Annotated in this window: 17 protein-coding genes and 2 pseudogenes; 13 read left to right on the top strand and 6 right to left on the bottom strand. The window is 60.0% G+C overall.

The annotated features are described in order from the left end of the window. Entirely contained in the window at positions 1-471 is a 471-nt protein-coding gene (locus NKJ55_RS24050) for a chromate resistance protein ChrB domain-containing protein (RefSeq protein WP_352452041.1), read from the bottom strand. A 125-nt stretch (positions 472-596) separates the two neighbouring features. Between NKJ55_RS24050 and NKJ55_RS24055 the strand changes: the two genes are divergently transcribed. The 3 genes from NKJ55_RS24055 (at position 597) to NKJ55_RS24065 (ending at position 4,376) form a co-directional block, all read left to right on the top strand. After that, positions 597-1,574: a chromate resistance protein ChrB domain-containing protein gene (locus NKJ55_RS24055; RefSeq protein WP_352452042.1), complete on the top strand. Its 978-nt coding sequence runs from the start codon at positions 597-599 to the stop codon at positions 1,572-1,574. Between the two features lie 9 nt (positions 1,575-1,583). Next, positions 1,584-2,993 (top strand): chromate efflux transporter, encoded by a 1,410-nt coding sequence (gene chrA / locus NKJ55_RS24060; RefSeq protein WP_352452043.1) that lies wholly within the window; start codon positions 1,584-1,586, stop codon positions 2,991-2,993. A gap of 102 nt (positions 2,994-3,095) precedes the next feature. After that, entirely contained in the window at positions 3,096-4,376 is a 1,281-nt protein-coding gene (locus NKJ55_RS24065) for an MFS transporter (RefSeq protein WP_352452074.1), read from the top strand. On the opposite strand, the gene NKJ55_RS24070 is transcribed toward NKJ55_RS24065, so the two are convergent. Further along, the gene (locus NKJ55_RS24070; RefSeq protein WP_352452044.1) at positions 4,323-4,865 is read right to left on the bottom strand and encodes a hypothetical protein; all 543 of its coding nucleotides are present in this window, start codon (positions 4,863-4,865) and stop codon (positions 4,323-4,325) included. The two genes, NKJ55_RS24065 and NKJ55_RS24070, sit on opposite strands and share 54 nt — an antisense overlap. 359 nt (positions 4,866-5,224) lie before the next feature. Beyond that, entirely contained in the window at positions 5,225-6,295 is a 1,071-nt protein-coding gene (locus tag NKJ55_RS24075; RefSeq protein ID WP_352452045.1) for an NAD/NADP octopine/nopaline dehydrogenase family protein, read from the bottom strand. Between the two features lie 213 nt (positions 6,296-6,508). Here NKJ55_RS24075 and NKJ55_RS24080 point away from each other — a divergent pair, with 213 nt between their 5' ends. The 8 genes from NKJ55_RS24080 to NKJ55_RS24115 are packed head-to-tail and all read left to right on the top strand — an operon-like array spanning position 6,509 to position 13,122. Further along, positions 6,509-7,480, top strand: coding sequence for a LysR family transcriptional regulator (locus NKJ55_RS24080; protein ID WP_352452046.1), 972 nt, complete (start codon positions 6,509-6,511; stop codon positions 7,478-7,480). After that, positions 7,477-8,946: an NAD(P)-binding domain-containing protein gene (locus NKJ55_RS24085; protein ID WP_352452047.1), complete on the top strand. Its 1,470-nt coding sequence runs from the start codon at positions 7,477-7,479 to the stop codon at positions 8,944-8,946. The genes NKJ55_RS24080 and NKJ55_RS24085 overlap by 4 nt, the downstream gene beginning before the upstream one ends. After that, positions 8,943-9,425, top strand: coding sequence for a CMD domain-containing protein (locus NKJ55_RS24090; RefSeq protein ID WP_352452048.1), 483 nt, complete (start codon positions 8,943-8,945; stop codon positions 9,423-9,425). The genes NKJ55_RS24085 and NKJ55_RS24090 overlap by 4 nt, the downstream gene beginning before the upstream one ends. Further along, entirely contained in the window at positions 9,422-9,985 is a 564-nt protein-coding gene (locus tag NKJ55_RS24095) for a peroxidase-related enzyme (RefSeq protein WP_352452049.1), read from the top strand. Before NKJ55_RS24090 ends, NKJ55_RS24095 begins: the two co-directional genes overlap by 4 nt. Before the next feature lie 57 nt (positions 9,986-10,042). After that, positions 10,043-10,783, top strand: coding sequence for an amino acid ABC transporter ATP-binding protein (locus NKJ55_RS24100; RefSeq protein ID WP_352452050.1), 741 nt, complete (start codon positions 10,043-10,045; stop codon positions 10,781-10,783). A gap of 24 nt (positions 10,784-10,807) precedes the next feature. Further along, a complete protein-coding gene (locus NKJ55_RS24105; protein WP_352452051.1) occupies positions 10,808-11,635 on the top strand; it encodes a transporter substrate-binding domain-containing protein in 828 nt (275 codons plus the stop codon). A gap of 59 nt (positions 11,636-11,694) precedes the next feature. Then, positions 11,695-12,411 (top strand): amino acid ABC transporter permease, encoded by a 717-nt coding sequence (locus NKJ55_RS24110; RefSeq protein ID WP_352452052.1) that lies wholly within the window; start codon positions 11,695-11,697, stop codon positions 12,409-12,411. Between the two features lie 18 nt (positions 12,412-12,429). Next, complete coding sequence (locus NKJ55_RS24115; RefSeq protein ID WP_352452053.1) at positions 12,430-13,122, top strand: amino acid ABC transporter permease; 693 nt, start codon at positions 12,430-12,432, stop codon at positions 13,120-13,122. A gap of 184 nt (positions 13,123-13,306) precedes the next feature. Here the strand turns inward: NKJ55_RS24115 and NKJ55_RS24120 are convergent, their stop codons facing one another. Continuing rightward, positions 13,307-13,789, bottom strand: a complete 483-nt coding sequence (locus NKJ55_RS24120) for an Lrp/AsnC family transcriptional regulator (protein WP_352452054.1) — start codon at positions 13,787-13,789, stop codon at positions 13,307-13,309. Positions 13,790-13,883: 94 nt separating this feature from the next. Here NKJ55_RS24120 and NKJ55_RS24125 point away from each other — a divergent pair, with 94 nt between their 5' ends. Together NKJ55_RS24125 and NKJ55_RS24130 are read left to right on the top strand one after the other, a co-directional pair. After that, the gene (locus NKJ55_RS24125; protein WP_352452055.1) at positions 13,884-15,389 is read left to right on the top strand and encodes an aminotransferase class V-fold PLP-dependent enzyme; all 1,506 of its coding nucleotides are present in this window, start codon (positions 13,884-13,886) and stop codon (positions 15,387-15,389) included. Beyond that, a pseudogene (locus tag NKJ55_RS24130) lies at positions 15,376-16,255 on the top strand (MBL fold metallo-hydrolase). Before NKJ55_RS24125 ends, NKJ55_RS24130 begins: the two are co-directional and overlap by 14 nt. Positions 16,256-16,881: 626 nt before the next feature. On the opposite strand, the pseudogene NKJ55_RS24135 reads toward NKJ55_RS24130, so the two are convergent. Together NKJ55_RS24135 and NKJ55_RS24140 are read right to left on the bottom strand one after the other, a co-directional pair. Next, positions 16,882-17,137: pseudogene (locus NKJ55_RS24135) on the bottom strand (Ros/MucR family transcriptional regulator); the annotation flags it as partial. A 589-nt stretch (positions 17,138-17,726) separates the two neighbouring features. Continuing rightward, a complete protein-coding gene (locus NKJ55_RS24140) occupies positions 17,727-18,758 on the bottom strand; it encodes a hydroxyacid dehydrogenase (RefSeq protein WP_352452056.1) in 1,032 nt (343 codons plus the stop codon). Positions 18,759-18,797: the final 39 nt, after the last annotated feature.

Genomic DNA, 18,797 nt, shown 5'->3' on the forward strand with positions numbered 1-18,797 from the left:
TCAAGCCACAGCTGGTTTCATGGCAGGTGGCCAGCTGTGCGTCTCCGCCTTGCGGCGCGAAGCCCAGGCATAGAGCGCGTCGTAGATGACGAAGCCGTGCTTCAGCACTTCCTGGTCGTCGGGCGTCACGTCCCTGAGCCCCATCGAGATCGCAAGCAGCCCCGCAGACTGTGGCGTCAAATCGTGCCGATCGGTGTCGGCGCCGCGCACGATCGAGGCGATCGTCACGATCGCCGGATCGCGCTCGAGGCCGTATTTCGAGACGAAGGTATCGAAACTGCAGCCGTCACCCACATGCGTGAACTCGACACCGGGCACGTCATACGGTGTAGCGCCCGTCTCCTGGGCAACCGGGATCACCCGATCCGGCGGCACGAACAGGAATTCTGGCTCCTTGTCGATGAAGCGGGCGATCAGCCAGGGACAAGCAATACGGTCGATGACCGGACGTTCGCGGGTAACCCATTTCATGACCTTGTCTCCCTTGATTCGGCAACAAGCCCACAAGGCCCACTGCCATAAGGAGGTCAACGCTACGCCCGAATGTGAAATGATACAAGTGTTGCATTTATTTGTGCACGTGATACGGTTCACTTATGAGTGAGGGGGAAACGACGGAACAGCGCTGGCTGCTCCTTATCCATCGGCTGCCGAGCAAGCCGGCCTATTTCCGGGTGAAGATCTGGCGGCGGCTGCAAGGCATCGGCGCGGTCGCGGTGAAAAGCACCGTCTATGCACTGCCGGCCAATGCCGAGACGCAGGAGGATTTCGAGTGGCTCCTGAAGGAGATCGTCGCGGGTGGTGGCGAGGCGATGGTGTGCGAGGCGCGTCTCGTCGACGGATTGTCGGATGCCGAGGTCCAAGCGCTGTTCGATGCGGCGCGTGATGCCGACTATGCGGAGGTCGCCAAGGAAGCGCGTGGTCTCGCCGCCGAGATCGGCGCGAACGCCACGCCGGAAAAGCGTGCGGAGACACGGTCGCAGCTCGGCCGAATACGCAAGCGGCTCGCCGAGGTGGACACGATCGACTTCTTCGGCGCCACGGGTCGCCTCGCGGTCGAGGCTTTGCTCGCCGAGCTGGAGACGCATCTCGTGGAGGACCGGCCCATGACCGAGGAGTCAAAGGCGACTGAGCCGATTACTGACCTCAAGGGCCGGATCTGGGTGACACGCCGCGACGTGCACGTCGACCGGATGGCCTGCAGCTGGCTAATCCGCCGCTTCATTGATCCAGACGCCGTCATCCGCTTCGTCCCGGGCAAGAGCTATGCGGCAAAACCGGGAGAGCTGCGCTTTGATATGTTTGACGGTGAGATCACCCATGAGGGCGACCGCTGCAGCTTCGAGGTGCTGCTCACCCGGGCCGGGCTTGACGACCCGGCGCTGCAGGCCATCGCCGAGATCGTCCATGATATCGACCTCAAGGACGGCAAGTTCGGGCGCGACGAGACGACGGGCATTGCCAGCCTAATCGCGGGCATCGCCATGACGAATAAGGGCGACGAGCAGCGGATCGGGCAGGGCGGCCCGGTCTTCGACAATCTCTACCAGTATTTCCGCCAGAAGCGCGGGTGAGGGGAACCAATGACCAGCGTCCATGCCGTCCATCCGAATGCGCTGGGGGATGAACCTTCGCATGGCATCCCCTTCCGCGAAGCAGTGCGGGTCTGGGCGCGAGTCGCTGCGTTGAGTTTTGGTGGCCCGGCCGGCCAGATCGCGGTAATGCATCGCATCCTCGTTGAGGAGAAGCGCTGGATCGGCGAGACGCGGTTCCTGCATGCGCTGAACTACTGCATGCTGCTGCCAGGACCGGAGGCCCAGCAGCTCGCCGTCTACATCGGGTGGCTCCTGCATAAAACCCGAGGCGGGCTCGTGGCCGGCACGCTGTTCGTACTGCCCGGCGTCCTCGCCATCATGGCGCTGAGCTGGATCTATGCAATCTTTGGCAATGTCGGCGCGGTGCAGGCGCTTTTCTTCGGTCTGAAGGCCGCCGTCCTCGCCATCGTGCTCGAGGCGGTTATCCGGGTCGGCAAGCGAGCGCTCAAGAACAAGGTCATGATAGGCCTCGCCGCCGCCGCCTTTATCGGGCTCTTCCTGTTCCATCTCCCGTTCCCGCTCATTGTCCTGACGGCCGGAGTGATCGGGTACGTCGGCGGGCGGGCCGGGCTGGCAGCGTTCATGGCGGGCAACGGCCATGGCAAGGTCGGCGGCAAGCAGGTCGCCGACGCGGAATCGGCGCTCGGCGAAGGCATTCCTGCCCATGCTCGCCCGCCGGTCAGCTGGTCGTTGAAGATCGGAGGTGTGTTTCTGGTGCTATGGCTGGCACCTGTCCTCGGCCTTTTCGTGCTGTTCGGGTCCGGCAATGTCTTCGCCGATATCGCGGTCTTTTTCTCGAAGATGGCGGTCGTGACCTTCGGAGGCGCCTACGCCGTCCTTGCTTACGTGGCGCAGCAGGCTGTCGATACCTATGGCTGGCTGAAGCCAGGCGAGATGCTGGACGGCCTCGGCATGGCGGAGACGACGCCTGGCCCCTTGATCATGGTGACCCAGTTCGTCGGCTTCATGGGCGCGTATCGAGCGGCGGGATCGCTTAATCCGCTGCTCGCTGGAACGTTGGGCGGCCTGCTCACCACCTGGGTCACCTTCACACCTTGCTTCCTCTGGATATTTGTCGGTGCGCCGTTCGTGGAAACGTTGCGCAGCAACAAGGCCTTGTCCGCCGCGCTGGCGACCATCACGGCGGCCGTGGTGGGCGTGATCCTGAACCTGGCGGTGTGGTTCGCGCTTCACGTCCTGTTTGGATCACTGCGCGAGGTCAAAGGGTTCGGCATGACGTTGGATGTGCCCGTGCCCAGCTCCGTCAACATCGCGTCGCTCGTCCTGACATTGGGTGCGCTGCTAGCGGTGTTTCGCTTCAAGATCGGCATGCTCCCGGTGCTCGTCGGCTGTTCGATCCTCGGGCTGCTCTACGGGATGGCAACGGGAGCGATCTAACCCGTGCAGCCAGCGCCGCTTACCAGTGGTGAGGAGGCATCGTTGACGTTACAGTGGCTCGCGCACGGTTTGCGCAAAGCTATTTCGAAGCGGCGCTTCAGGCTGCTTCCTGCCGGTGCTGACCCGACTGCTACGAACCTGCTGATATCAAGGGGACTGCGGGCGTTCGGTGACGGTCTGGTCAGCATCCTGCTTCCCGCCTATCTGGCCACGCTCGGCTTCGACGCCTTCGAGATCGGAACCCTGTCGACGGCGACGCTCGCGGGCTCAGCCGTCCTCACCCTGGCTGTTGGGATCGTCGCGCACCGCTTCTCCCGTCGAGCGCTGCTGACCGCAGCGGCTGTCCTGATGATAGCAACGGGGGTCGTCTTCGCTGTCGTTCACGACTTCTGGCCGCTGCTTCTCATCGCGTTCGTCGGCACGCTGAACCCATCTTCAGGGGACGTCAGCGTGTTTCTACCGCTCGAACATGCGCAGCTTGCTCAGAACGTCACCGACCGCGACCGCACGGCGCTCTTTGCGCGCTACAGCCTCATCGGCTCCCTCGCCGGCGCCGTCGGGGCGCTGGCCGCCGGAGCGCCCGACTTTCTCCGCGACGCCATCGGCCTGGAAATGAAACAGGTCCTCCAGGCAGCTTTTCTATTTTATGCCTCGCTTGGGTTGGCGGCGGTGCTCCTCTATCGGCGGCTGCCGAGTGACGCGCCTGACGCAAACAGAGTGTCGGCACAGCCATTGCGCAGGTCTCGCTCCATCGTTCTAACGCTCGCCGCACTCTTCAGCCTCGATGCTTTCGCAGGCGGCTTCGTCGTCCAGTCGTTGTTGGCCCTTTGGCTCTTTCAACGGTTCGGCCTGTCGCTCGCCGCGACCGGCGCAATCTTTTTCTGGACGGGTGTCCTTTCGGCTGCGTCCTATTTGGTCGCTGTGCGAATTTCCCAGCAGATCGGACTCATAAACACGATGGTGTTTACGCACCTTCCGTCGAGCCTCTGTCTGGTGCTCATCCCGTTCATGCCGAGCGTCGCTCCGGCTATCGCTCTTCTGCTGATTAGAAGCGCGCTGTCGCAGATGGACGTGCCGACTCGCACATCGTACGTCATGGCCGTGGTGACGCCCGAAGAGCGGGCTGCCGCGGCGAGCATCACCGCCGTCCCGCGCAGCCTCGCGGCGGCCGCCAGTCCAGTCCTCGCAGGGGCTCTCCTTGCCGTCTCCAGCTTCGGCTGGCCCCTGATCATCGCCGGTGGGCTGAAAATTATCTACGACCTTCTGCTGCTCGCGACATTTCGCAGTGTTCGCCCTCCAGAGGAGCACGGGGGCGGGAGGAATGACATGTCAGTCGGCCATGATCGAACTGGCAACGACGCGCGGGTTTCCTGGTGGCGTTGAAGGCAGGACCACCAGCCGGACAAATTGCTTACGTCCGCCGGCAACGAGGATGTAGAGACGCGAGAACTCCTCCGTATCGCGATCTTCGGCAATCTTCTCGGCATCCGTACGGGTGAAGAAACTCTTCCGAAATGCTTCTTGATCGACATCGGGAAATGCCAGCGTACACGTCTGCACAGGTTTGCCGCTCATCGTCGCCTTGGTGGTGCCGATGATGGTTCCTGCTGGCAATCCTTCTTCCGCTTCGGCCACGAGCCATGCCTCCACTGAGGTTGGGTTGGCGATTGGCGCGAGTTCGGCGAAGCCTGCTTCGGCAATAAGTGTCCACCTGCGTTCGTGCGCGGTCTCTATCATGCGCTCGAAATTGGGACCCTCGGCCAGACAGGTACGGTGAAATTGTTCGACAGCCTGATCCGCATCACTGGCGGCCTGCGCCGGCGACATCGTCAGACCCAAGATGGTCCCTGCCAACGTTAGAAATCGGAACATGTCTATCTCGCGTAGCTGATTGTGGACGAACCACTTATCCTGAACGGGCTACGACACTCGTTGTTCCGGACTGTCGGCGCCTGCATGGCCGGTATCTTGATGGAGGCGCGAAGCGCCTGCGCAGTTGATGCAATGTTCAGGCATCTGGCAACTGCTGGAACCATGCCGCACTGGGTTTCGATGACGGACCCTGCTACAGACCCACTCACACCGCCGGGCGGGACCATTCGATCTCGTGCTGAGTTCCTGGAGACATCTCCCGGCGCTCGCCGAGGAACCTGCATGTCGTGCTCGCCGGCAACCAGCCCCGGTGGTTTTTCGGGCACTTGGCCTATGTCCCAGTCCACTGTGAAAACTTTTTAAAATCCCTTACGGCAAAGGTTTTCGAGGTCCGCTTTTGCCATTCCCTCGAAGCCCAGCGCGGGAAGAATATCATTATCTCCCTTAAGATCGCGACCGTAAGCCGCCGAGAATATGGCAATTCCAGATTCATGGAGAATCGCTGAATTTCCGCTGATCTTCCCCAATAAAACGGTCGGCAGCAGCCCGAACGGAACGTCCTCGAGAATATAGCGACTTTCGATGGTTGACGGGCCGAAGCCGCCGCGGCCTTGGCGATCCATCTCCTGGTTCATTTCCGAAACGGTGCCCATGGGGACGTGAAACGACAATGAAAAATGCTCTTCAACTGTGCGCACGGCAATTCCAAAACGGGCGGCGATCGCCAATCGTTCCGCGTCCAGAGCCTCGATAAAGCGGCCGACAGCCGGGGTGACGTTTCCGGCCTGGCTCCACTGTTCTCCCTTCTCCATGCGTGTGAGATTAAGAAGAGCGATCCCGAGATGGTTCTGCGGATTGAGGTTGCTGAGCGCGATAGCAAGCATGCCGTCGCGCTTGACGAAACGATCGCCGAACAAGCTCGTGCAAAGCTCGAACCCTTGGTCCTGAGCACTGAAAGGCAGCGTCGCGACATCCAGTTTCTGGCGAACGGTTGCAACATCGATTTCGGCTGGCCCGCGCTGTTGCCCGGTCACGAGCGTGGTACCCCAGACGACGATCGGCAGGCTAACCTTCCGGTCCGCAAGCCGCTTGGAGAGATACAGTGCCCCAAAGGAACTGTGCGAGCTGATGATAACCGGCGTTCCGTCCCTTAGATAAGGAGTGGCAGCGTCCATCACCATCTTGTGCCCGTAAGCCGGCAACGCGATTATGACGACGTCGGCATCGGCAATGGCGTCTTCGCAATCCTTGGCGATGCGCACCTTAATCGTTGCCTTGATAGCTCCGGTAGCCTTCAGCAATCCACCGGCGGCCAGCGCCTTGGTGCGTTCTCCGGAAGGCGACCAAAGCATAGGGTCATGTCCCGCTTCCGCCAAATAGGCGGCAAGGCCGTAAGCAATCGCTCCGGCGCCAAGAATGCTTACGCGCATAAATTCCCTCCTGTTGCGGGCATTGCAGCCTCCATTTCTCACTAGGAGGTTCCACAAATCGGAGCCGCATCTGCCATCGTCGGCTTCTGGCGATGGGATTCCGGCCTGAGCCCGCGATTGCAACATGCCTCAGCGAATATTCGTTTCCGCTTGACATATATCAAAAATGAATGAGACGATGTCAATCATACGGATTGCGCATGTAGAGAGAACATGGAAACCCGCGACCTTCAGAGCTTCCTTGCGGTTGCTGCCAGCGGCAGCATTACCAAGGCGGCTGACATGCTCGGTCGTTCCCAACCTGCAGTGACACGCACCATTCAGGATCTCGAGGCAGAGCTCGGCTTCGAATTGCTGCACCGTGTCGGTCGGCGGGTGCAGTTGTCCGAGGAGGGTGTGGCCTTCGAGGAGGAGGCGCGGCGCTTGCTGATGTCCTTCACCGAACTAGCGGCGCGGGCCAAGATGATTGCCGCCGGCCGAGGTCGGATTCTGCAGATTGTTACGACCTCGGCGATCGGAACTGGCTTGATCCCGACGGCCATGGCCGAACTCAAAGGTGTCGAGCTTCCACACGAGACGCATCTCGGGCAGTTTCTCCCCTCGATCGTCGCCCAGGAGGTGCGGAGCGGACGTGCCGAGATCGGGTTTTCAAGCTTGCCGCTCGATACGCCTGGTCTGGATGTCCTGCGGCTTTATTCAGCGCCTGACGTTGCTGCCGTGCGGGAGGACGATCCGCTGGCTGAACTTGACGTCATACCGCTTTCCGCTTTTGCCGGTCGCCACGTCGCCACACTGCTCAACCCCCTACGTTTCCAGTTGCATGTCTCAAAGGCCCTGGCGGCCAGGGGCATCGACACAGGGCCAGTGATCCGGACGAATACTGCATATGGCGCGTTACAGATCGTGCGTCAGACTGGCGCGGCGGCCGTCATCGATCCCCTCACCGCTTATGGCGTCGCCCTGCCCGATGTCGTCATCCGGCCGATCGACGCAACCGTTCTCTTTTATTGGGGCGTTGTGGCTGCCGAGAAACGCCCCCTTCGTCCAGTCGCGCAGGCGTTGATGGATGCGGTCGAAGCGGTGGCTGAACGGTCGATCGTCGGCTTTAAGAAACTAGATCCGACCCTCGCTGGCCAATTGGTGAGCGATCCTGCATCCGGCACAAATCACGGAACAGGAATATGAAGCATACCCCCGCCGCGCCAACGCCGACAGGTCTTGCTGCGCTCGAAGCACAGCTTGCACAGGATCTCGAGTTTCTCGAACTGCCCGCCAAGCCATGGGTTCCCGCGCGTTCGCACGATGGCGTGCCGGTCCGTGACGTCGTGGTGATCGGCGCCGGCATGTGCGGACTTGCTGCCACGGCAAAGCTGGTGCTGACCGGGATAACCAATGTCGTGGCCTATGATGCGGCTCCGGCCGGGCTCGAAGGACCATGGGTGACGTTTGCCCGCATGCAAACGCTTCGGTCGCCAAAAACCCTGCACGGTCCGTCGCTCGGCCTGCCGCAATTGACGTTCCGCGCCTGGTTCACGGCGCAATGGGGCGTTGAGGCCTGGCGGTCGCTGGACAAAATCCCCAAGGGCCAGTGGATGGACTACCTCGTCTGGTACCGCAAGGTTCTTGGCCTGCCGGTGCGCAACAGCGTGCGCATGACCGGACTGGCACCCGTTGGAGATCTGATTGCGATCGATATCGAAGGCGCGGAAACCGGCCGGGTTCTCACCCGTCGTCTCGTTCTGGCCACTGGTCGGTCCGGGTTGGGCGGTTTTGCCGTGCCCGATTTCCTCAGCGGCATTGATCGGGCCTATTGGGCCCATTCCGCCGACGACATCGATTTCGACACGCTGAAAGGCAAGCGCGTGGCGGTGATCGGTGCTGGCGCCTCTTCCATGGATAATGCCGCAACGGCACTCGAGGCGGGCGCCGGCTCTGTTGACATGTTGATCCGGCGCAAGGAAATGCCGCGCATCAACAAGCTGACCGGGATTGGCAGCCCGGGTGTTGTACTCGGCATGCATCACTTGCCCGATGCCTGGAAGTGGAAATTCTTCGATTATACCGCCTCGACCCAGACACCGCCGCCGCGTTCATCGACACTCCGCGTGTCTCGCCACCCCAATGCTCGGTTCCTCCTCGACTGCGGCATAGTTGCGGTGAAGGAGGAGGCAGGGACCCTGCTGGTGGAAACCACGCAGGGACCGTTGCGCTGCGACTTCCTGATCGCGGCGACCGGCTTTTCAAACGACTTCAGCGGCCGCCCGGAATTTGCGGCGATCGCCCCACATATCCGCACCTGGTCGGATGGCCGATATAGGCCGGATATGGGGCCGGCTCGTGCAGGCATGTCGGACGCGCCGGATCTCGGTCCGGCCTTCGAGTTTCGCGAACGCGTCCCCGGCTCCTGCCCGATGCTGGCGCATATCCACTGCTTCAACGACGCCGCCATGCTGACCCATGGCAAGGTCTCCGGCGATATCCCGGCCGTCAGCGCCGGGGCCGACCGTCTGGTCCGCGGCATTGCCGCATCGCTGTTTGCCGAGGATGTCGAAACCCACTTCGCCAATCTGATCGCTTACGACACGCCCGAACTTCTGGGCGACGAATGGGTCGATTCAACTCCCTTGCTGCAGAAGGAGGCCGCGTTGTGATCGACGCGATGGACAAGGCTGCCGGTCTTTCACCGGACGATGCGCTTTTCGCCGCAAGGCGGTTTCGGCCCGAATTCGTGCGAGGGGCGGAAGAATGTCGCCTCTCGGTGCTGCAGCCGGCAAACGATCAGGGGCTGGCGCCGAATCTGCGTGTTGCTCTTGCCCGTCGCATGGCCGCCCTGAACGCCGATCCGGTCCTGGTGGCCGAATATGATGTGCAACTGGCTCAGCTTGGTCCGACTGAGCAGCTTCTGGCCTTGGCCCAGGGCGAAACAGATTTGAATGAACCGCTGGCGACCATCGTCCGTCATGTTGACCTGATCACCCTGACGCCGAAAAAGGCGGAAGCGAGCCATATCGCTCTCCTGGAGAAGGCCGGATTGAACAATCCTCAGATCGTCGCGCTCTCCGAACTGATTGCCTTTGTCAACTTCCAGACACGGGTGGCGGCCGGATTGCGTCTGATGAGGTCGACATGATTTCCTCGGTTCGTCTGAAGCCATTGAATTGGTATCCGTACATCGGGCCGGTCGAGCTATCCGAGGCCACGCCGGAACAGCTTGAAGCTATGAAGGTAACCCCATCGGCCAAGAAAGTTTCGGAATATGTGCGCACCCTAGCGCATGACCCAGAGAGCTATCTTGCCCGCACCATCCTGTTCAACGCCATCATGTATGTCGAAGGCGGGCTTGCCCGTCCCGATCGCGAGCTTGGCGCCTTGGGTGCCTCGATCGTCAATGGCTGCAAATTCTGTGCCGTTGTTCACGCCCGCAGGCATGCAGAACTGACCAAGAGCGACGAAGTGGTCACCGCGCTGTATCTCGACAAACCTGAAGCGCTCGGCCCACGCGATGCGGCAATCTACAGCTTTGCCCGCCGCCTGTCGGCAGCACTGTCGGAAGCGACAGCAGACGATGTCGCCGCGCTTCGATCAGTCGGCATGGATGATCATGAGATCATCGACCTGATCCACGCCATATCGATCTTCGGCTGGGCAAACCGGCTGATGCACGTTCTCGGCCATGCGGAGAGCGGGTGATGATGTCGCATGCGATCAAGGCACTCCGTCCCACACTCTGAAGGACACCAACCAGCAATGCTCGACCTCAAAGATATAAGACTGTCGTACGGAAGCACGCAGGTCCTGAACGGCGTCAATCTCTCGGTAAAGCGAGGTGACGTTGTGTCAATCATCGGCCCAAGCGGCACCGGCAAGACCACCCTGTTAAAATGCATCAACTACCTGGTTAAGCCGGCATCTGGAACCATCGCGTTCGACCAGATTCGGATGGATTACCAGCGCGCCGACAAGGCAGCCATCCAGGCGATCCGGCTGCGGACAGCAATGGTCTTTCAGCAATTCAACGTGTTCAAGAACATGACCGTCCTCCAGAACGTCATGGATCCGCTGGTCGTCGTGCAGCGCAAATCCACGGACGAAGCCCGTGAAATCGCGCTCAGGGAGCTTGAACGAGTTGGCCTCTCCGCCAAGCGGGACAGCTATCCGTCCCAATTGTCAGGCGGCCAGCTCCAGCGGACTGGAATCGCACGAGCGCTGGCGGTTCGGCCGGATGTGATGCTCTTCGACGAACCGACATCATCGCTTGATCCAGAACTGGTCGGTGAGGTTCTTAAGGTGATCAAGGACGTCACGTCGTCCGGCATCACTTCGCTGCTTGTGACCCACGAGATGCAATTCGCAAGGAACATCTCGAACCGGATCGTCTTCATGGATCGTGGCGTGGTTGCCGCCGACGGCAGTCCGGCTGAGATCTTCGATGCGCCTTCCAGCCCACGACTTGCTCAATTCCTGCAGTCTGAACTCGCTTTTCAATAATCCAACAAGAAGGGAACCCAAGAAATGTCTGCAATCAAATCCAGTTTTTCGCGTCGTTATGTCCTGGCCGTCGCCGGCGGCATCGCAATTGCCCTTGCGACAGCAGGGATCAGTTATGGTCAGACCGTTCGGACAATCAAGATCGCGACCTCTGCCGAATCCAAGCCATTGGCTTGGGGCGCGCTCGGCGTCGAGCCGCAAGGGTATGAACCCGATCTGCTGAGGGCGATCAACGCAAAGCTGCCGCAATACAAGTTCGAAATGGAAGGAGTCTCCGACATCGCGCAGGAAACCGGCCTGGCCACAGGCAAGTACGACATCGCGGTCGGTGGTTACTACAAGTCACCCGAGCGCGCCAAGCAGTTCTTCATTCCGGAAAACCCCATGGGCGCCAGCCTGATGAAGATCTACAGCAAAAAGGGCAGCGGCATCAAGGAAATGAAAGATCTGGTCGGAAAGAGGATCGTTCCGACCACGGCTGGCGGCGGCACCTATAAGTTCATCATGAACTGGCAAAAAGAAAATCCGCAATACAAGCTTGACGTGACGGCGTCGAGCGCCGGAATCCCGTATCCAAACCGTTTGGATGAGGTTCAGAACGGCAAGTTCGACGCGCTGGTCCTGCCTTCAAATCTTGGTGAGCAGACCGTCATCGATGAAAAGAAGCTCGACATCGTGGCGTCCGAACCAGTCTTCAGCAACAACACCTATATGCTTATTCACAGGTCAGATGAAAACAAGGTTCTGGTCGATGACGTGAACAAGGTACTCAAGGAGTTGAAAGACGACGGCACGATCGAAAAGCTATCGCAGAAGTGGTTTGGCGAAGGCATCGTCAAGTATATGAAATGATGTGATCTAAGTAGATATCGTCAGCGGCAAGGCTGAATTGCAAGAAGGAGTGTTTCAAAGTGGATGTTTCCGCTATGATTCCCGAGTTGCTCTCGGCATTGCCGCTGACGCTCGCTATCACGTTTACCGCCATGTTGGTCGGCTTTTGCTTGGCGCTCGTTGCGACAACATTGCGGATTCGCAGGATACCAGTGGTCAGCCACCTCACCGACCTCTACGTGTCCTATGCCCGCAGCGTTCCCGTCGTCCTCCAGTTGTTCGTCGCATTCTACGGGCTCCCCCTTTTGGTGGCCCTGTTCGGCTCCGCAGATTTCTTCTCGCCGACGATCGCTGCGATGGTCGGACTGAGCTTTTACCATGGCGGCTATCTGTCGGAAGTCCTTCGGCCCGCATACCTGGCCGTCGATCGCGGCCAGCATGATGCGGCAGACAGTCTAGGATATACCTTTCGCCAGAAGACCACCCGCATCGTGGGCCCGCAAGCGGTGCACTTCGCATTGCCCGGCTATGGAAATTCCATCATCTACCTGATCCATAACGTTGCGCTGGTCATGTACATTGGGGCGGCCGACGTGATGGCGACCGCGCACTTGATCATGGAGCGCGACTATAACCAGTACCAGTTCGAAACATACCTCGTCCTGGCCGTCATCTATGCGCTGATGTGCCTGATTGCCTGGTTCATCGTGCACTTGTTCGAGCTTCGCTCGCCGATGCAGGCGCCTGAGGCCACGACAACAGCTCAGATCAAGAACGCGGCCATCGCCAGCGTCTGACCTAAAGGGTATTAAACCATGTTCGATACCGAAATTTTGCTCCAGGACACCCAGGAAATTCTGGGCGCCGTACCTGTAACGCTTGGAATGGCGCTGACAATCTTCGTCTTGTCGACGCTAGTCGGCAGCATTTTTGCACTCGTCGAATATAGACGAGTCCCGGTGCTGCGAGAGCTCATCATGGCTTACAAGATCGTCTTCAAGGGCGTTCCGATGGTCATCGTGATTTTCCTCGCCTATTTCGGTCTGCCCCCGGCATTCCAGTTCCTGCTCTCGTTGCTCGGGATCAACTTCAACGCCCACGAAACACCCAACTCGGTTATCCTTATTATTGCGGTGACAGGCTGTATCGCTGCGTTCCAATCGGAGATTATCAAAGGAGCCCTGAACGCCTTTGACACCGGTCAGTCAGACGCCGCCCATTCCCTTGGCTATACGAACGGCCAATTGTTCCGACGGATTCTGTTTCCCCAGGTGGCTCTCACGGCAATTCCCGACCTGACAACCTCGATGATGGTCATCATGAAGGCGCTTTCTCTCGGATTCGCCATCGAGGTTGTCGATATCTTCGCCCAGTCCCAGCTGACCGCCGCGCTGAATTACTACTACCTCGAAGCCTTCGTGATTGCCGTCGTGATCTACATGGTGATTGCCTATATCGTCACCCAGATTGCCGACAGGCTGGAGCAAGCCCTTAGGGTACGGACCTGAGCGAAGCGTCGTCGGAACCCGCGCATCAAGGCGGAGGAACTCAAGGCTCTGTTGAGAGCCTGCAAACAGCCGACGTGCGGGGCCAGCTCGCAGCCAGATCTGTGGGCTTGTAATAGACACCTTGGCGGGGCCTGCGGCCGAAGGCTTGCTCGACGGCCAGCGGCGCGTCCAATTGCGCGCCGGATTATCGCAGATTGGTCAGATCCACTGGACGATTGTTGATGATCGCTTCCATGGAGAAGAAGCCTGTCACCGTAGCCAGGTCGAAGTTCGTGATCAGTTTCTGGTAGAACGCATCGTAGCCGGACATGCCTTGTGTCACGACCTTGATCAGGTAGTCCCAGTCCCCTCCGATCCGATAGAAATCGATCACCTCCGGTAGCCGTTCGACATGGGTACGGAACGCCTCACTCCACTCCTTGGAATGGTGGCGAGTGCGGACCATTACGAAAACCGTCAGGTCGAGCCCCAGCGCTCGCAGATCGATATTGCTGTGCGACCCCCGGATAAGACCTAGCGACTGCAGGCGCTGGATCCGCCGCCAGCACGCATTCTGAGACAGGCCGACCCTCTCCGCCAAATCTCGCTGCGAAAGGCTTGCATTGATCTGCATGGCCGTCAAAATCTTCATATCAAATGCATCGATTTTCGCCCGATCTTCGATCATCTGACACGCTCTTTGCAAGAAATTGCAGAAAATAGGTGAATTTTTTCGACCGTGGAGCAGGCTACAATCCGAGTCAATATCCAAGCCGGGGAGAATGACCGTGCAAGCAGCTCGCCCAACGACAGGGCAGACCGAGACCCCTCTGTCAAAGTTCCGCCAGGGGCTGAAGAAAAAGGCTGACGTGACCGCCGACCTCCGGGATGGGCTTGTGGGATCGACGGCGAAAATCGTGGGTCCATACGGGCAAAAGGACCTGGTGTACGCCGACTATGTCGCGTCAGGCCGCGCACTCCGTCAGATCGAGCGCTTTGTGCTTGAGGAGGTCCTGCCGTACTACGCCAACAGCCACACGGAAGCCTCGTATTGCGGAGGCTTCATGACCCGCATGCGTCGGGAAGCGCGCGCCCTGATCGGTCAATTCTGCGGGGCCACCGAACGGCATGCTGTGATCTTCACCGGCTCCGGCGCTACGTCGGGGATCAACCGCCTCGTCAAGCTATTCGGCGTCGCTGAAGCCGTGGCAGCGGGCAAGCGCGCTCGGATCATTATCGGTCCCTATGAGCATCATTCCAACATTCTGCCCTGGCGCGAGAGCGGGGCAGAAATTGTGGAAATCGCTGAGCATCCGTCTGGCGGGCCGGACCTGTCTCAGCTCAAGGACGCGGTTGGCGGGGGGTCGTCAGATCTGACGATATGCTCGATGTCCGCGGCCTCGAACGTCACGGGCATCACCAGCGATGTCGCGGCCATCACCGCGATCGTGAAGGCCGCTGGCGCAAAGATGATCTGGGACTATGCCGGGGCGGGTCCTTACCTGCCGATTTCCATGTCGCCCGCCCCTGACGCCCAGATCGACGCGATAGTTGTTTCGCCCCACAAGTTCCTCGGGGGTCCCGGCGCCTCCGGCATCTTGATCGTTCGACGCGACGGACCTTCGACGAAGACGCCGTCGTGGCCAGGTGGCGGGACGGTGAAGTTTGTCTCCCCGAAGACACACGATTACAGCGACAGCCTGGAATCCCGCGAGGAAGCCGGCACGCCGAACGTGATCGGCGACATACGAGCCGCGCTGGCCTTCATCGTCAAAGATGCGATCGGACTCGACGCGATGACAGCGCGCAATCGCGAGCTGGCGCGTCGTGCTTTTCGCGCATGGAAAGCCCTGCCGCGGCTGGAGCTCCTCGGTCTATCGGATCCTGAGCGGCTTCCGATCTTTTCCTTCCGGGTCAAAAACGGAAAGGACGGCTACGTCCACCAGCAGTTGATCACGCGCATGCTAAGCGACCGGTTCGGGATCCAGGCGCGCGGTGGCTGCGCCTGCGCCGGCCCGTATGTCCACAGACTGCTGTCGATCGACGACGAACAGTCCGAGGAAATCAGGCAAGCCATTCTCTCCGGCGACGAAATGAAAAAGCCGGGATTCACCCGGCTGAATTTCAGCGTTCTGCTGCCGGACGAGAAGGTGCAGTTCATACTCGATGCCGTGGCGCAGATTGCGTCCGACGCAACGGACTTCGAGCATGACTACGACCTCGATCCTGGCCGGGCGATCTTCTTCCCGCGAGCCGCAGTCGAGGGCATTGCCCATGCAGCAGCCTGAAGTCGCCGGGTTCTATGATGCACGGACGGGCAGCATCCAATATGTCGTTGCATGCCCGAGTTCACGAACATGCGCCATCATCGACCCCGTACTCGATTTCGACGAAAAGTCCGGCTCGACAGCAACGACAAATGCGGACGCGATCCTCGACTACATCAACAGCCGCAATTTGAAGCTCGAGTGGATCCTGGACACCCATCCGCATGCGGATCACTTTTCGGCCGCGCGCTATCTCAAGGCGAAAACCGGCGTGCCGACAGCGATCGGCGAGCGCGTGAAGCAAGTGCAGCGGATCTGGCAGGAAATCTATAATTGGCCGGATCTCGCATGCGACGGCTCACAATGGGATCGGCTGTTTGGCGACGGCGAGATCTTCAAGATTGGGCGAGCTGGAAGCCCGCGTCATGCACTCGCCAGGGCACACATTGGCGTCGATCACGTATGTCATCGGCGACGCGGCGTTCATTCACGACACGCTTTTCATGCCCGATAGCGGCTCCGCCCGCGCCGATTTTCCAGGCGGCAGCGCAGCTGATCTGTGGCAGTCCATCCAGGACATTTTGAGCTTACCCGGCGAGACCCGTCTCTTTACCGGTCACGACTACAGGCCGGGAGGGCGCCAGGCTCTGTGGGAGAGTTCGGTGGCGGAGCAGAAAGAGAAAAACAAGCACGTTGCCGGTCAATCTCGGAGTGCGTTCATCAGGCTTCGAGAGGCGCGAGACAGGGCATTGCCGATGCCAAGGCTCATGTTGCATGCCCTCCAGGTCAATATTCGCGGAGGAGAGCTGCCTCAGGTCGAGGAAAATGGCCTGCGTTATCTGAAAATCCCGCTCAACGCGCTGCCAGGATCGGTGTGGGGTCAGTGACGAGTTGGAAGGGCTCCCTCCAGCAGCTTCAGCTCACGATCGGTTCAGGATTGCGCCGGATACACGCTCGTCCGGATTGGCGCAGGCGGGTCGATCCTCGCCACGTACGTCGTCGGGATGAACAATCCTCGGAGCGCTCTCGGAGGTGATCGCGGTAAGCAATTGCGGTGGCGCGCCTGCAACACTATTATCGATCATGTTCTGAGGAGGTATCTCGGATGTGGAATAGGATCGCCAAGCTTCGGTTATCGAGCCGCACCTGGGAGGCAATTCTTTTGGGGATGAAAAGCTTGAGGCGGACCTCACATAGCCGATGTATGTACTGGTGATTTGACGCGATTCCAGTCGACTAGAGCAATTTGATAGGCGCTCCAGACAGGCCGGAACTGCCGAAGGCTGATCGCGGCTTTCATGTTCCTCGCGCGCAACTAAATAGCCGGATTTGGCGCTCATAACTCGTTCCCATAGCCGGCACAGTTGACTGCGGGCGACCCGGGCAGCGATCATAGCGATCGCACACCAAAATCACCGCTTGTTCTCCCTTAGCGCTCTTGGTGTTTCAACGCGATGCCCTCAAACATAGATGCGACCGGTCTTGCCGCATTAAGGCGCGGACGTCTAGATCTAAGATGCCGCTTCAGGGATTTGAACTTGCCGTCTTCGAGGCAGATAATGAAGTCCGGCGTCACCGACCTCTTCGGGTTGACCGCGGGAGTTTGCGGTTCAGCGGCAGGCGCGATCGGCGTGCCAAGTCCGGACAACCGATGCTATCACATCCGGCAAGCCAGACACCGGCAACGAATTGTTGCTGACATATGCTGAGACAATGCCGGCGGTTAACTCAGCAAGTTCGGCAGCGCGGGTATCGGCTTGGTTGGTCATTGATTGGTCCTTTTGTCTGATTTATTCCCTCTCTATTGGCTGATGATCAACGACGCAACGGAGTGCACCGGATTTAACCGCTGAAACAACGACTGGGCGGAAACGCCTATTGATACCAGCAAGATTCAACCTGGCTATGGAGCTTACTGAAACCGCCAAAAATGGCCATGCTGAACCGCAGCGAAGACCTTAAGCATCTTCTCGGCACACGCATGTTCCACTTTTCCTCCTCCATTCTCTTCTACGCGACAAGTTGCTCAAGGCTTAGTTCAGGGGCCTTCAGATCTGCTAGCTGGGTCGATTTGAGCCGAGCGTAGCGGGGCGTTTTCCAGAATAGCCGGTAACCTACCCTAATCGTGAGGGCTCAAGGGTTGGCGGGCGCGGTCACGGCGACCGCTCCTGGTGCTGCTCTTTTTTGGCGTCGGCGCGCTTGCCGCCGTTGTCACCCAATTCGTCATCGAAAGCACTGCAGGCCTTCAAAGCACCGCGACGTACCGGGTAGGACCGCCGCCTGGCCCGATGCAAGACCGAGCCTCTGGCATCCTTCACGACCTGATCAAGCTCTCAATCTCCTAGGGCAGCCTTAAGTTCAATTTGTGGTCACAGGCTTGGAACGCATTCTCGACACGGTCTCGCGCTCGGCGCGCTTGGAGCGCAGCGGCGGCAGGCCGCGGTCGATCAGGTCCATGTCCTCCAGCACCATGTCGCCCATGCGCTTGAAGGCGATGTCGAGCGCGCCGGCGCGGTGGGCCGAGCGAAGAAAGCCGGGCAGGGCACGCACGGGATGTTCCCGCGCCAGCGGCTCCTCGGGGAAGACGTCGCTTGCGGCGACGATGTGGCCGCTTTTCACCGCCGCCATCAGGGCGGGGAAGTCGACCACGCCAGCGCGGCTGAGCAGGATGAAGGCGGCGCCCCTGCGCATCCTCGCGAACGCGTCCGCGCCGAGAAAGCCCTGGTTCTCAGAGGTCACCGAGGCGACGACGAAGACGAAATCACTTGATGTCAGCACCTCCTCGAGCGAAGCCGGGTCGACGCCACTGTCGATCAGGATCGATGGCGGCAGCCAGGGATCGAACACTTTCGTGCGGGTGCGAAAACCGGTCAGCAGCCGGTTCAGGGCGCGGCCGAGATCGCCGAAGCCGATGATGCCGACATCGGCGCCCGAAAGCAGCCGCGCCGTCTGGTTGCCATCGCCGCCCCACAACTCCTTGCCCTGGCGGAAGGCGAGGTCGGCGTCGACGATGTCGCGGGCAAGATTGAGTGCCATGGCAAGGCCCAGCTCGGCCACCGGCTCGGCGAAGACGAGGCCGGTGGTGACGACATGGATGCCGCGCGCAAACAGCGTCTCATAGGGCATGTTGTTGACGAGATTGGTCTCGACATTGAAGACGCAGCGCAGCGCCTTCATCTGTTCCAGCGTCCGTGGCGAGATCGGCGGCTGGCCGATGATGTAGCGGGCCCCGGCCAGCATATCCGCCGGCAGTTCCGCGACTTCATCAGCGGTTGTCTCCACGATGCGGTACTTGGCCCGGAACCTCTTCAGCGCATCGAGGGTGAAAATCAGGTCGAGCGTGCGCGGTTCGGGCGCGCTGATGACCAGCGGCGAGGTACTATCGGACATGATGGTTCCTCCCGGCGACGCGATCCGCGTCCGCGCTTT

It is taken from the genome of Mesorhizobium sp. M0106, assembly GCF_040322715.1.
Lineage (GTDB): Bacteria > Pseudomonadota > Alphaproteobacteria > Rhizobiales > Rhizobiaceae > Mesorhizobium.